The organism is Maritalea sp. (assembly GCF_051251695.1).
In the GTDB taxonomy this organism is placed as follows: Bacteria; Pseudomonadota; Alphaproteobacteria; order Rhizobiales; family Devosiaceae; genus Maritalea.
The window spans coordinates 120,160-133,985 of the sequence record NZ_JBPOEU010000001.1 but is presented as its reverse complement, the minus strand read 5'-3'; the positions used below and the strand labels follow the sequence as shown (position 1 = coordinate 133,985).

Sequence of the window (13,826 nt, the reverse complement as noted above, 5' to 3'; positions counted from 1 at the left end):
TAGTTTTCGCCAACATAGATAGAAATCAACCTAGTTGAGAAAATATGCGCTGACGATGCGGCGAATGAGCTGGTTTTTATCAATTATACGCCAGACAAAACCATAGACTTGATTTTGTGGGCTTTTTCGAAATGGTCAAGCTTGTGTGTCGATATCCACCATGTGGCAGCTTCCATCAGCATTTCTGGATCATCGTTTTTGTTTTTAAAAAACGCATAAAACGAAAGGCCAACATTGTCGCTCTTTTGCGCCATTTTAGCGTCGCAGACCTCGACAACCTTCGCACGCAAACTCTTGCGCATCCCTAGCTGTCCAAAGGTGCTGTGCCAGCAGGATTGCCGTCGCGGTCCAGTGTGATTTTTTCGATGCGTGCTTCGGCTTTACGCAGCAGGCTTTCGCAATGGGCTTTTAACAATCCGCCGCGTTCGTAAATGTCGATGGATTCTTGCAACGGCGCTTGGCCACCTTCAAGTTTGCCCACGATCTGTTCAAGTTCGGTCAGTGCGTCTTCAAAGCTAAGTGCTTCAATAACGGCTTTTTGATCTTCGCTCACTCAAACTACTCCTCATGTTTGAAATTGATATGATCGATTGCCGGGCCATTCACACCGTGTGCCAGCATCGATAAATGCGCAGCCACACCCTGACCCAACCCATCAAGATCATATCCGCCTTCTAAAAGTGATATGATTCGATTGTTGCAACGCTTGCCAGCAATGTCCATCAATTTGCCGGTGATCCACGCAAAATCGTTGGGCCCCCAGTTAAGACCTGCCATAGGATCGCGCTTGTCAGCATCAAACCCGGCAGAAATCAGGATTATATCCGGGTTGAAATTGTCAATGGCGGGCAGAAGTACATCATTGTAAGCCAGCCGCATCTCGTTGCCGTCGGTGTCTTCCGACAATGGCGCGTTAAAGATATTCCCCACCCCAGTTTCATTCAGCGCGCCAGTGCCGGGAAAAAGTGGCATCTGATGGCTTGAGGCATATAGAACGTTCGGATCGGTGTAAAAAATGTCCTGCGTGCCGTTGCCGTGGTGAACATCAAAGTCAACAATCGCGACTCGCTCAAAGCCTTTTTGCTGGGCGATACGGGCGACAATTGCAATGGTGTTGAACAGGCAAAAGCCCATTGGTGCTAGGCGTTCAGCGTGATGTCCCGGTGGACGAATGGCGCAAAATGCATTGTCAAAATTGCCAGCCAAGACGTCGTCCAGAGCGCCAAGACCCGCACCCATGCCAGTCATCACTGCGCCAAGGGATTCTTTTGAAATATAAGTGTCGCCATCGATAGGGGACATGCCTTCAACCGGGCGCAATGATTTGATCTTTTCGACATATTCTTTGGGGTGAACTTCCAACGCGAAGTCGAGCCCGGCACAAGCAGCTTCTTTGGTTTGGATGTCGGCAAACTGGGGTAAAGCAAATACCTTGTTTAGCCGTCGCAAACGGTCTGCGCGTTCAGGATGCCCAGCAGGCGTTGCGTGGTCCAGTCCCTGAGGTTGAGTTATCAAAATTGTCGACATTTATGCCTCTAAATTTTCCGCCATGATCACTATGTTCCTTGACGCGACGAACTTCAATTGCCAAACAGCGCAAATGAAGCAACGTCATCTATACCGAATTCCAGTTTCAGTAAATGAAGCTGTTGAACATTTGAATAACGAGAGCGTTGTCGCGATCCCTACCGAAACGGTTTACGGTCTGGCAGGATTGTCGGCGAGTGATGACGCGGTGCTCAAAATCTTTGAAACCAAGGGTCGGCCAAGATTTAATCCTTTGATTGTTCATTGTGCTGATTTGGCGATGGCACAAGAAATTGCTCAGTTCAGCGAATTGGCGAAAAAAGTAGCCGATGCTTTCTGGCCGGGCCCACTCACTTTGGTTTTGCCTAAGCGGGATGACGCCAAAATTTCTGATCTTGTCACCGCTGGTCTTGAAACTGTTGCTGTGCGATTGCCACGGCATCCGCTGGCAAAAGAACTGTTGCGCAAACTGGGGCAGCCAGTCGCAGCCCCATCAGCGAACCCGTCAGGCAAGCTTTCCCCAACCGCGGCTGAACACGTCATCAACGCATTTGATGGCGCGGTGCCGGTGGTTGAGGGGGGGGCGTGTGAAACGGGGCTTGAATCAACGATTCTCGCCATATCTAACGAGCAACTCACCTTGCTGCGCCCAGGCAGTATTACGGACGAGATGATCACGGCGGCGTTGGGGGTGACTGTTTATTTTGCATCTGACGCTAAGATTTTAGCACCGGGCATGCTTAAATCTCACTACGCGCCCAACGCGTCAGTGCGCCTTAACGTGACTACCCCGCAGCCCGGCGAAGCCTATTTGGCGTTTGGGGCAACGAATGCGTCAGGACCAACAGTTCTCAATCTCTCGGCTGTTGGCGATCTAGATGAGGCAGCGAAAAACCTGTTTGGCCACTTGCGTAAACTTGATGCCAGCGACGTGCAAACCATCGCCGTCGCGCCGATCCCTGAAATCGGGATCGGACTTGCAATCAATGATAGATTGAAGAGGGCGTCTGCAGACCGCTCAAGCTAGACCTTAGCCGCGCGGATTGTAAGGTTTTTGATCTCGCCAAAACCGCATCAGGCTTTCCAGATCCGGGTCGCTTTGCTCGGGCAGCTGAATGCGCAAATTCACATAGAGATCGCCTTCGCCGAAAAGGCCTTTGCCTTTCAGGCGCATGGCTTTTGTTGTGTCGACGCCTGCGGGAATGTTCAGCTCCACTGCACCTGAAAGCGTTGGAACGCGCACCTTGCCACCAAGTATTGCTTCGTAAAGGGTGAGGGGTACATCCACGCGAAGGTTTTCGCCATCTTTGCGGAAATGCTTGTGCGGTTGAATGCGCACATTCACCAACACATCACCTTTGCTGCCGCCCATGGCTGGTGCTTCGCCTTGACCTTTTAGGCGGACCTGTTGTCCACTCTCCAGTGGCCAAGGCAAGTTAACTGATAGGGTTTTACCGTTTGGCAAGCGAACGGGTACAGGTTGGCGCGCGCTGATTTGCTCTAGCGTGACTTTAAGGCCAACTTTCACATCTTGGCCTTTGGCCGCGCGTCCTGCACCGCCAAAACCACCAGCTCCGCCCATACCCATTGGGCCAGAACCGCCGCCACGACCGCCCATGCCGCCCATAAATTCTTTCAGAATATCTTCTGGGTTTACGCCTGCGCGCCCGCCAAATCCGCCGCTACTTCTTGCACCCCGTTGGCCGCCGCCACCAAAACCGGAAAAATCAAATCCGGCCATTTTCGGTGTACCTTCGGCGTCAATTTCACCGCGATCATATTGTCCTCGTTTTTCGCCGTCAGACAAAAAGTCGTAAGCGTTGGACGCTTCGGTAAACTTGGCTTGCGCCTTTGGGTCGTCTTTATTTTGGTCTGGATGATAGGTCTTTGCGAGTTTTCTGTAAGCGAGTTTAATGTCTTTATCGCTCGCGGACCTTGGCACACCCAATACGCTATAAGGATCACGCATTTTAAATTGTCTCCGATCAACGCGCAATCAGCACTAAAAACAGCACCGGCGCGGATATATTCACTTGTTGCGACATATATGGCGATCCAAGGTCAAATTGTCTAGTGCAGGCCTTGCGATAACAGGTTTAGAGCGGCAGCGGACGTTGTTCCTCAATCGCTTCCATGGCAAAATAGGACGTCACCGAGTCCAATTCAACCTTTGCAATCAGTCGTTGATAGACTTCATCATAACTGTCCATATCGTTGGTCACGACTTTGAGGAAATAGTCGTAATCGCCGCCAATCCGGTAAAAATCAACCACTTCGGGCAGTGTTGAAACATGATTGCGGAATTTTTCGAGCCAGTCCGCCGAGTGATGTCTGGTTTTAACCATCACAAAAACCACGAGGCCAAGCCCAAGCAGGCGCCGGTTGAGCATCATGGATTGGTTCAGGATAAGGCCCGCATCGCGCAACGCGTTTATTCGCCGCCAGCACGCATTTTGCGACAGATTGATTCTATCCGCCAGCTCGCGCTGAGAAATTGAAGCATCCCTTTGCAGGATTTTCAGAATATTTCTGTCATGTTGATCTAGTTTTACACCATTCATTCGATCATTTGACAACACAAATGGCGGTATACGCAAGTAAAATGGTGAAATAATTACATTTTGAGGTGGTATCTTAGCTTAACGCGGTGGTGAGGGTTTATGTGTCGTTGGATCGCCTATTTGGGCCAAACTACTTACATACATGATTTTTTGTATGACGGGACGCGCTCCCTTTGCGCACAGGCACAGCATTCTCACAAAGCAAAGTTGGGTGTGCATGGCGATGGCGGCGGACTGGGTTGGTATGGCGATCACAAATGTCCTGGTCTTTATCGCAACGCTGGGCCTGCATGGGCAGATCCAAACCTTCGAGAACTAACCGCACAGCTAAAAGCTAAGTTATTTTTTGGCCATGTTCGCGCTTCCACTGGCGCTCCCAACACCTTCGTGAATTGCCATCCGTTTAGAATGGACCATTGGCTGTTTATGCATAACGGCCAAATCGGTGGATTTTCCAAGCTGCAACGCCAGATTGAGCGGTTGATCAGCGATGAAGCATATAAAGCGATCAACGGCACCACTGATAGCGAGTTGATGTTTGGACTGCTGGTCACTTACGGATTGTATGAATGTGCGCCCACGGCCATCCGAAAAACCATCGAAACAATAAATGATTTGTCTGTGAAGTCGAACATTGAGGAGCCGTTTCGGGCAACATTTGCCGTTTCAAACGGCGACGAAATCTGGGCTGTTAGATGGTCGAGCGATGAATATGCGCCATCCCTTTATCAACGCAATTTGGATGGGGATGTCCTTTTGGCGTCGGAGCCACTGGATGGCGAGGTGCAAAATTGGTGCGAAATCACCCCCAACTCATTGATTAATCTTAAGCGTGGCGATGATCAGATCACGAAAATTCAAATTCAGACGCTTTTCGTCGAAGAGGTGCAAAATGTTCGAACAGTTTAAATCACAATTAGTGAGCGACAACCTTATTGGTGAGCTGCGTGGCGGCCTAATTGGCGACGGGATCAGCATTCCCGGACCGTTCGGTGCAAAGAAGCTGGTTTATGCAGACTATGTTGCCTCCGCCAGAGCCTTGCGCCAAATCGAAGATTTTATCGCAAATAACGTGTTGCCCTATTACGCGAATTCCCACACCCGCTCGTCCTATTGCGGTGCCTATATGACGCAAATGCGCGAATTGGCCCGTGAAGAAATTGCGAAATCGATTGGGGCGAGTGAGGATTACTCTGTTGTGTTCACAGGTGCAGGCGCAACCGCTGCGGTCAATCGACTGGTCAAGATTTTGGGCGTTGAAAATGCGGTACGCTCTGGCATCAAACCGGTCGTCTTTATCGGACCGTATGAGCATCATTCCAACATCTTGCCGTGGCGCGAAACAGGCGCACAAGTGGTCATCATTCCCGAAGCGGAAGAGGGCGGCCCTGACCTAGAAGTGCTGAAAGCTGAATTGGCAAATCACCAATCGTGTTCGCTAAAAATCGGCTCTTTCTCTGCCGCTTCAAATGTAACCGGCATCGTTACCGATGTGGCAGCCGTAACGCGTGTTCTGAAACAAAATCAGGCTCTAGCGATTTGGGACTATGCGGGTGGCGCGCCATATTTGCCAATTAGTGTGAAGGCTGAAGAGGTTGAACTGGATGCGATGTTTTTATCGACTCATAAGTTTCCTGGCGGACCTGCAGCGTCGGGCATTCTGGTGGTAAGAGATAAGTTAAGCGCCAGCAATTGCCCCAGTTGGCCCGGCGGTGGCACGGTGACCTATGTATCGCCGTGGAACCATGATTATGTTTCTTCACTATCTTCTCGCGAAGAAGCGGGCACACCAAATGTCATCGGTGACATCCGCGCCGCACTGTGTTTCATGGTCAAAGATGCCATTGGCGCTGACCTGCTCGCCCAACGTCAAAAAGAGTTAAAAGAACGCGCGTTCAACGCTTGGCAAAACCATGATCGTATCAACATACTCGGCCACCAAACGGCAGAGCGCTTGCCCATCTTCTCCTTCCAAATCATGGACAATGATGGTGAACTTATTCATCACCAACACTTTACCCGGATGCTGTCGGATATGTATGGCATTCAAGCGCGGGGCGGGTGCGCCTGTGCTGGGCCATATGGTCATGAATTGCTGGCGATTGACGCTGATCAATCGGCTGTTATGCGCGATGAGATAAAACAAGGAAACGCGCTTGCACGTCCAGGTTGGGTGCGGCTGAACTTTAGCTATTTGCTCGATGATGAAAAAGCTAATTTCATCATTGAATCTGTTGCTGAATTGGCCAATAGTGCAGGCAAATATATTGACGATTATGTCTTTGTAAAAGCAACTGGAAGCTACATCCATCAAAGTGAATTGGCGCTTTCCGACGAGTTGAAAGCCGCTGTTTGCTGATTTGGGGCAACTGGTTGCCATGCACCAATGACCAACTCGAGTGAGCGCACCCATGTCTGATGTTCCAACCCTAAATAAGCAACTGTTTGACCATAAGTTTGAAGGGGAAATCGATCCCTATTTGCTGTTCGACAAATGGCTTGAACTTGCGTCTGAAGAAGAGCCTCAGGCCAATGCAATGTCTTTAGCGACGGTTGACCAAAATGGTCTTCCAGACTCACGAATTGTTTTGCTTAAAGAGCGCGCGGCAAATGGCTTTACGTTTTACACCAACAAACAAAGTCAAAAGGGTAGTGAACTTGCTGCTAACCCAAAGGCGGCCCTTGGGTTCTACTGGAAATCGCTAAACTGGCAAGTGCGCATACGCGGTGATGTTGTGCCTGTAACTGACGAAGTCGCTGACGCTTATTATCAATCGCGGCCCTATGGTTCTCGCATTGGCGCCCACGCTTCGGATCAGTCGCGTCCACTGGAAACAAAGCAAGAATTGATGGACCGGGTAGCAAAATATGAAAACGAGTTTGGTGAAAATGTACCCCGCCCGAAACACTGGAGCGGTTTTACCGTTGAACCAACCCAAATCGAATTTTGGTGTGATGGTGAATTCAGGCTGCATGACCGTGTGCAATTTTCGCGTGAAAACCTAAACCAGCCTTGGACAAGACAACGCCTTTACCCTTAATCTCACCTCAAGAGTAGCAAGTCAGGGCAATATGCGTTTTTTCATTCAAACTTCAAGTTGGGCCATTTGGGCTGCCCGTATAAAGCGTCCGGTGCTGCCACTGGTGGTTCTCTCAATTGGCTTGCACTATTTAGGCATTATATCGAGCCCTGTCTTTTTTACGGTGATCATGCTCGCGATTACCCTCAGTTTGGTCGCGCTGCTACTTGGTCTCGTCGCCTATATCCGCATTTGGTACAATGGCGATGCGGGATGGCGGACGGCCAGTGGTGCCGTTTTGATGGGTATTCCTGCATTGGTGCTTTTGGGCGTTGTCATGTTCTATGGCGCTAAATTTCCGCAAACAATGGATGTTGCGACGGACATGTCCCTTCCCTTGTGGGAAGATCGTGTCGCCCCGTCATCTACGCCAGACAGTTTAGATAAAGGGCTTTTTCCCAATGCCGCGACGCGTCAGCTCCAGTTGCCGGGTGAATTTGCAGATGAGCTCATTGGCCAAGCCACGCGTGATTTCGGCTGGAAAGAAGTCGCAAGCGAGCAGGGCGCGGCAGGCGAAACCTACCAGTTTTTTGAGGCAAAAACCCTTTTGGGGTTTGTTGACGATATTACACTTCGAGTGCGCAGATCGGACAGCGCTGTGGTGGTTGATGTCCGTTCAGCATCAAGGTTTGGCCAACATGACTTGGGCAGAAACTCAACGCGTATCGAAGAGTTCCTGCTTCGGCTGGATGAACTTACGTCAAGCCTTGTGATTAGCGAGACGGTGCAGGATAGCGATTCGTAACCAACGGTTTGGTAGCACCGTCATTCAAGGTCGTCCGCACCCCCAGTATGTGAATTGGCAAAATGGTAGCGAGATAAAAATGTCCAAATAAATTATGTCGCTGACAAACTGTACTCATAATGGCTTCTGATTTTTCGCCAAGTTTGCGATAAATCGAAGTCCTAAAATCTTGGTGCCAGTCGTCTTCGCCCAAAATGATCTCGTTGTCGCGGATCGCGTAAATTTTGAAAAAGCCAATCCGATCACCAACTTGTTTTTCTAAAGTGGGTTTGTTAACAGCCTCGGATGGATGGTCATCCGCCGTTTTCATTTTTAACGGCCTCACCAATTTATTGCGCAGGGAAAGCAGGGCTTTTGCCCATCCCAATTCAATTACGCAGAATTGCGTGGCTAATTCTCGAATATCGCAATTGATTAAGTCAGTGTTGCCGCTGATATCAACTGCAAAACTATCAGCGTAGTCTTGCGGTCGAGCATAGCTTTGCATCACGCTATCTTCTGGAAGAGTGGATCTATTCGCCATGAGCTTTCCCTATCTCGGTCTACGAGGGTAGATTAGCCCATGTTGGCCATTGATGGGGAAGCGGATTGTCGCATCAGTTTAGGTTGGTAGAGAATAGCGCTTACCCCAAAAATATTCGCTGGATTTAATGTCACCCTTGTTTTTGAGATAGTGTAAATGCGCATTGAGGGTGAGCAAGGCTGCTGGTTTCAAATTCGCGCTAATCTCTGGGTAAACGGCTGACAATAACTGCAATGTCCATTTCGGTCCGGCATGTAATGCCTTGATGATTTGCTCGTTGCGCGAGTGGCGATGCGCAAGCAATTGCTGCGCATAGGTGCGACCATCATCGATTCGCCCACCATGGGCAGGCAGGTAGCAAGTTTGGGGCAGGTTGATGACCTTTTCCATAGAGGAAAAATAGTCTTCTAGGCTGCCGTCAGGGTCAGAGATCAGAGTGGAGGACCAGCCCATGATGTGATCGCCCGTGAAGATGTGGTTTGAACCATCAATTGAAACAGCAATATGGTTGGCACAGTGCCCCGGGGTCGTATGAACAATTAAGCCCATTTCCCCTAAATCGATCTTGCTGCCATCTCGAACCACATATTGTGGGTTTAGACCATAATGGCTAGAATTTTTCAGCGGGTCCCGCTCAAATTTTTTCATTGGTCTAGAGGGGCGATGTGGGCCCTCAAATATTAGGGGCGCGCGCAGTTCAGCCGCCAGTTTGGGCGCAAGGGCCGAATGGTCTTTGTGGGTGTGGGTAAGCAATATGCCTTTACATTTCCTGCCCACAGCAGCGTCAAGCAACGCTTGCAAATGATGATCATCTTCTGGACCTGGATCAATGATCACCACATCGTCAAAACCAACTATGTAGCTGTTCGTACCCCTAAAAGTATATGGACTACCATTTGGCGCGACAATGCGCTTGATGCCCGGCGTCAGAATTTGGGATTTGCCCACTTCTGGATCAAAAGTCTTATTGTAATTCGGCACGGATTGGGTTTGCATGTTCTGCCAAGCTTGCTCTTGAACGTTTGAGCGATTAAAAGGGCGATAACCAATTCAATAAAAGGAAATGAGAATGGCTGCAACTACCGCTTCACGCAAACTATCATTGGCCGAACAGTTTTTACCAGCTGAAGGCGTGGGACGTCTTTTGGGGTATGCTCTAATGGCAGTGGCCGGCACAATCGTGCTTGCAGCCGCCGCTAAAGTGGCAGTGCCTTTCTTCCCCGTTCCAATGACCCTAACAACCCTAGCAATTCTTGTAATTGCCGGCACATACGGGTTTCGTCTTGGTTTGGCAACGATCGCCCTTTATTTGCTGGAAGGCGCGTTAGGACTTCCAGTCTTCGCAACTGGCGCTGGTCTTGCCTATATGGCCGGCCCAACAGGTGGCTTCCTTGCAGGTTATATTGCTCTCACCGCGATTGTCGGTTGGTCAGTTGATCGTGGAATGGGCAAAAACATTGTGCTTTTGTTCGCCGCTATGCTGGTGGGTGAGGTCGTTATGTTCGCCCTAGGCTTTAGCTGGTTGGCTAACCTAATCGGCGTAGAAAAATCTTGGATGTTTGGCGTACAGCCATTCATTTTGGGTGACCTGCTTAAAACAGCAATCGCTGCAACGCTTGTATTTGGTGGCGTATCTACTTTGGCAAAAAAGTAATTTAGGCCAACTAGATAGCAAATATATTTGCAGGGCTCGCATGCAGTTGCGGGCCCTATTTTATTGCAGAAATTTCAAAATCTGTGATCTTTAAAAAAAAGTATGAAAAACCATCGCCTGAACGCTTGCACGTTGAGTTTAAACCGCGTATAGACCGCACCGTTCGGTCATAAAATTTCACTGAACATTGTTGGGGCGTGGCCAAGTGGTAAGGCAGCGGTTTTTGGTATCGCCATCCCTGGTTCGAATCCAGGCGCCCCAGCCATCTTTCTCGTAGGGTTGAATTCGTAACCTAACATCTTGAGCGACAGAGTTGTTTTGGTTGTTCGAAAGATTAACTGCCTTTCATAACGATGTCTATTTTCATTTATGCTGATCCCTATCCACGGCAATGAATCTGGGTCGGGACAACCAATTCGCCAAATTATGGTGGTGGGAGCTCAGGCAAACAACGTCAGATATTGACTGAGGTAGTACAACGTTGTACATCTGGGATTGTAAATGTACAACGTTGTACTAATGTTGGGAGGAACAGATGCAAAAATTTAGAACAATGGCATTATTGGCGAGTGTGACACTTAGTGTAACCGCGAACGCTGCATATGCGGATATTTCAATTACCTATCCGTCTGGATGGGAAGGGTTAATGGAGCCAGCTTTTAAAGCCTTCGAGGAGAAGACGGGCGAGAAGGTTGTAGCAACGGTGGTGCCAAAAGATATGGATCAGCGGATTACAGTTGATTTCGCCGGCGGCGCTTCAACAGATGTTATCGTTTACGATAGCTATCGTACCGCAGAATATACTGAAAGTGAGTACCTAGCGGACTTGACCGCTTACACGCAAAGCTGGGAAGATTGGTCGCTTTATTTTGGTTCGTTGAAAAGCATTTCAACAATCAACAATGAAGTACGCGGTATTCCTGTTTACACTGACGTTCGTATGCTTTGGTACAACCGTGCTGTGTTGAAACAAGCTGGCATTGAATTGCCTTGGGAGCCAAAAAACTGGACCGACATTTTGGACGCCGCTGAAAAAGTGAAGGCAAATGTTCCAGAAGTTGATTACCCAATTTACTTCCCAGTCGGCACAAAGCTTGGCGAAGCGACAACCATGCAGGGTTTCTACATGGCATTGCTCGGCGCTGACGGTACAGAAGGCGGTGCAAACCGCTTGCGTGATTGGGAAGAAGGTAAATGGATTGGCGATAGTCCTGCTATCCGTAAAGTTCTTGGTCTTTATCAAGATATCTTCGTCAACCGCGAGCTTTCAAGTCGAGAACTTTACTATACGCCTGATGTTTGGGGCGACATGCGTCGTGCCTTTGCAGGTGGCGAAATCGGCATCATGGCCAATGGCTCTTGGGAGTTTGGTTCTGTTTGGCGTGCAGCTGGCATTGAAAAAACCGAGGAAGAAAAATCTGAGTTCATGGCTTGGACACCTTTCCCTGGTGACGGCTCAGCAAATGCACCTGAATACAGCAATATCTCTGGTGGCTGGAATTTGGCAGTGGCCGCACAATCTGACAAAAAAGATTTGGGCTGGCAGCTGATTGAGACCATTCTGGAAGCAGATAGCTATGCGAGTTGGGTTGCTGAACAGGGCCGTGTATCGGTGCGTAAAGATGCGCTTGAAACTGAAGCCTATAAGTCGGACGATTATCTTGCAGCAATTTCTCCACTCGTAGAAAAAACAACGGGCCGGGATACGTTCCCAGGCTATTCGTCGGTTTCCGCTTTCGTACAGCAAGCGACAACCTCTATCCTTGAGGGCAGTTCGGTTGATGAAGTTGTTGAAGAGTTCAACCTCAACATGGTTGACGAGTTCGGCGAAGAAAACGTCAAAACAATCGACTAATTGAGCCGTATTTTAATACGACTTCCTCCTGTGGGTCGCTGCGCGGTTTTCGCAGCGGCTCACTAAATCATCGCAAAAAAGGTTAGTCGCCATGATAACCACATCGCATGCTTGGCTGCGTCGATCTGCGGGGCAAATCGCCATCGCCGCGATCCCTGCCGTTCTGTTCATTATGCTGTTCATGTTTTATGCCGGGTGGACCATTTATGTCAGTTTTACCGACTTGGCATTGTTAGGTCGAAAGGCAATTGATCCCAGCTTTGTCGGGTTCGACAATTATGTTCGCTTGTTCACCAGACGTGGCTTCATGGAATCGGTGTGGACCACGACAGTTTTCACTTTTTTCTCGGCAATTGTTGGGCAATGCGGTATCGGGTTTATTCTCGCACTGCTGCTCAAAAATGCAAAAACGCGACTAAAAGGTTTTGTAGAATTTGCGCTCTTATTTGGCTGGCTTGCGCCAGATGTTGTGGGCGCGTTTATGTGGAACGCCTTTGCAAGTTCTGATGGATTTATAAACGAATTGATATTGTCCCCACTCGGGTTTGATAAGGTCAACTTGCTTAACGAATATGCCATGGAAGTGGTGATCATTGCCAATGTCTGGAAAGGCACGGCGTGGTCATATCTATTGTTCTCTGCAGCGCTCGATACAGTTTCGCGCGAGGTGTTGGAAGCAGCGTACGTTGATGGGGCCAACGCCCTGCAACGCCTGCGCTATGTGTTGTTGCCACTTTTACGGGCGCAAATTGCCACCAACCTCCTGTTCGTAACCATTTGGACCTATGCGTTCTTCTCGCTCATTTACGCCTTAACAGGTGGTGGACCGGGCAGAGAAACAGAAGTGATCTCGATCTACATGTACAAGCAAGCCTTTGATGTCGGTAAGCTTGGTTACGGCAGTGCCGTGGCTATCGCCATGATGGTGATTGTTGGTGGGCTATCAATTCTTTACGTGCGTCAATCTCAGGAGAAGAGCAAATGATGACTGGCGTAAAACAATCACCAACTCAACTAGGGTTTTTGAACCTGTTGTTGATCTTTGTTATCTTTGCGTGGCTAAGCCCGTTAAGCTGGCTGGTGATGACATCGATAAATCCAAGCGCCACAGGCAGTTTTGCATTCCCAACGGGGTTCAGCTTAGAGCATTTTGCGACGGTTATGACGGGCACATCTTTGCGCCAATTCATTAACTCGCTAGTGATTGCTGTCATCACGGCAACGCTAACGACCATTTTGGCGACCATGGCGGCATACCCATTTTCCCGTCTTAACATCCCCTACAAGAATACGTTGCTGTGGGGCCTCGCGTTACTGCGAATTTTGCCTGCAACAGCGATTATTATTCCGGTGTTCCTAACGGGGCGGGTGTTGGGACTGTTGAACGCTGGCGGCGTAATTATGGTGATGACATTGCTGAATTTGCCGTTTGCTGTTCTGCTGTTGAAGAACTTTTTTGATGCCATTCCGACCGAACTGGAAGAGGCAAGCTATATGGAAGGCGCAACCTTGCGCCAATCTATCACCCATATCGTTTTACCCCTGTCCCGCGCCGGGCTTTCGGTGATTTGGTTCATGTCGTTCACAAGCGCATGGAATGAGTTTTTGTTTCCGTTCTTGATGTTGCGAAGTGACCAAGATTTCCCGATGGCGGTGGGACTATATTCCGCATTTGGTCAATATGGCGCCACCAATTATGGGTTTTTGACAGCCTATTCAATCATTTACACCGCACCTGCTGTGGTTGTGTATTTCCTTTTGAAACGCAACTTAACCACGGGCTTCGCTGGTGTGGGCGTTAAGGGGTAATCTGATGGTTGATATTAAACAAATGGCCCAAACGGGCACACGCAAAATTGCATCGCTGCACGAAATTGAAGG

The 13,826-nt window shown here is 49.2% G+C and carries 16 protein-coding genes and 1 tRNA gene; 10 read left to right on the top strand and 7 right to left on the bottom strand.

The features are described from left to right. Positions 1–83 precede the first annotated feature (83 nt). From ACSHWX_RS00655 to ACSHWX_RS00645, 3 genes are read right to left on the bottom strand one after another with little or no spacing between them, the layout of a single operon-like run. On the bottom strand, positions 84–302 hold the full coding sequence (locus tag ACSHWX_RS00655; protein ID WP_435666239.1) for a DUF6500 family protein: 219 nt from the start codon (positions 300–302) through the stop codon (positions 84–86). A gap of 2 nt (positions 303–304) precedes the next feature. Beyond that, on the bottom strand, positions 305–553 hold the full coding sequence (locus ACSHWX_RS00650; RefSeq protein ID WP_435666238.1) for an exodeoxyribonuclease VII small subunit: 249 nt from the start codon (positions 551–553) through the stop codon (positions 305–307). 5 nt (positions 554–558) lie between these two features. Next, positions 559–1,527, bottom strand: coding sequence for a histone deacetylase family protein (locus tag ACSHWX_RS00645; RefSeq protein WP_435666237.1), 969 nt, complete (start codon positions 1,525–1,527; stop codon positions 559–561). Between the two features lie 73 nt (positions 1,528–1,600). On the opposite strand from ACSHWX_RS00645, the gene ACSHWX_RS00640 reads away from it, so the two are divergent. After that, positions 1,601–2,554 (top strand): L-threonylcarbamoyladenylate synthase, encoded by a 954-nt coding sequence (locus ACSHWX_RS00640; RefSeq protein ID WP_435666236.1) that lies wholly within the window; start codon positions 1,601–1,603, stop codon positions 2,552–2,554. A gap of 3 nt (positions 2,555–2,557) precedes the next feature. Here ACSHWX_RS00640 and ACSHWX_RS00635 read toward each other — a convergent pair whose 3' ends face one another. Then, positions 2,558–3,496 carry a DnaJ C-terminal domain-containing protein gene (locus ACSHWX_RS00635; protein ID WP_435666235.1) on the bottom strand — a complete coding sequence of 313 codons (939 nt, stop codon included), beginning with the start codon at positions 3,494–3,496 and terminating at the stop codon, positions 2,558–2,560. A 127-nt stretch (positions 3,497–3,623) separates the two neighbouring features. After that, positions 3,624–4,088, bottom strand: coding sequence for an Lrp/AsnC family transcriptional regulator (locus ACSHWX_RS00630; protein WP_435666234.1), 465 nt, complete (start codon positions 4,086–4,088; stop codon positions 3,624–3,626). Between the two features lie 99 nt (positions 4,089–4,187). Here ACSHWX_RS00630 and ACSHWX_RS00625 point away from each other — a divergent pair, with 99 nt between their 5' ends. The 4 genes from ACSHWX_RS00625 to ACSHWX_RS00610 are packed head-to-tail and all read left to right on the top strand — an operon-like array spanning position 4,188 to position 7,913. After that, complete coding sequence (locus tag ACSHWX_RS00625) at positions 4,188–4,997, top strand: class II glutamine amidotransferase (protein WP_435666233.1); 810 nt, start codon at positions 4,188–4,190, stop codon at positions 4,995–4,997. Further along, the gene (locus ACSHWX_RS00620) at positions 4,981–6,447 is read left to right on the top strand and encodes an aminotransferase class V-fold PLP-dependent enzyme (protein ID WP_435666232.1); all 1,467 of its coding nucleotides are present in this window, start codon (positions 4,981–4,983) and stop codon (positions 6,445–6,447) included. The genes ACSHWX_RS00625 and ACSHWX_RS00620 overlap by 17 nt, the downstream gene beginning before the upstream one ends. 52 nt (positions 6,448–6,499) lie before the next feature. After that, positions 6,500–7,129, top strand: a complete 630-nt coding sequence (gene pdxH, locus ACSHWX_RS00615) for a pyridoxamine 5'-phosphate oxidase (protein WP_435666231.1) — start codon at positions 6,500–6,502, stop codon at positions 7,127–7,129. Between the two features lie 31 nt (positions 7,130–7,160). After that, positions 7,161–7,913: a DUF1499 domain-containing protein gene (locus tag ACSHWX_RS00610; protein WP_435666230.1), complete on the top strand. Its 753-nt coding sequence runs from the start codon at positions 7,161–7,163 to the stop codon at positions 7,911–7,913. Here the strand turns inward: ACSHWX_RS00610 and ACSHWX_RS00605 are convergent. Continuing rightward, a complete protein-coding gene (locus tag ACSHWX_RS00605) occupies positions 7,882–8,436 on the bottom strand; it encodes a DUF2867 domain-containing protein (protein ID WP_435666229.1) in 555 nt (184 codons plus the stop codon). The genes ACSHWX_RS00610 and ACSHWX_RS00605 overlap by 32 nt on opposite strands. Before the next feature lie 78 nt (positions 8,437–8,514). Then, a complete protein-coding gene (locus tag ACSHWX_RS00600; RefSeq protein WP_435666228.1) occupies positions 8,515–9,432 on the bottom strand; it encodes an MBL fold metallo-hydrolase in 918 nt (305 codons plus the stop codon). Between the two features lie 73 nt (positions 9,433–9,505). Between ACSHWX_RS00600 and ACSHWX_RS00595 the strand changes: the two genes are divergently transcribed. From ACSHWX_RS00595 to ACSHWX_RS00575, 5 genes are all read left to right on the top strand, one after another. Then, positions 9,506–10,090, top strand: a complete 585-nt coding sequence (locus ACSHWX_RS00595; protein ID WP_435666227.1) for a biotin transporter BioY — start codon at positions 9,506–9,508, stop codon at positions 10,088–10,090. 191 nt (positions 10,091–10,281) lie between these two features. Beyond that, positions 10,282–10,355: transfer RNA gene (locus tag ACSHWX_RS00590), tRNA-Gln, on the top strand. A gap of 270 nt (positions 10,356–10,625) precedes the next feature. Beyond that, the gene (locus tag ACSHWX_RS00585; RefSeq protein WP_435666226.1) at positions 10,626–11,945 is read left to right on the top strand and encodes an ABC transporter substrate-binding protein; all 1,320 of its coding nucleotides are present in this window, start codon (positions 10,626–10,628) and stop codon (positions 11,943–11,945) included. A gap of 91 nt (positions 11,946–12,036) precedes the next feature. After that, positions 12,037–12,930, top strand: coding sequence for a carbohydrate ABC transporter permease (locus ACSHWX_RS00580; RefSeq protein WP_435666225.1), 894 nt, complete (start codon positions 12,037–12,039; stop codon positions 12,928–12,930). Continuing rightward, positions 12,927–13,754: a carbohydrate ABC transporter permease gene (locus ACSHWX_RS00575; RefSeq protein ID WP_435666224.1), complete on the top strand. Its 828-nt coding sequence runs from the start codon at positions 12,927–12,929 to the stop codon at positions 13,752–13,754. Before ACSHWX_RS00580 ends, ACSHWX_RS00575 begins: the two co-directional genes overlap by 4 nt. Positions 13,755–13,826: the final 72 nt, after the last annotated feature.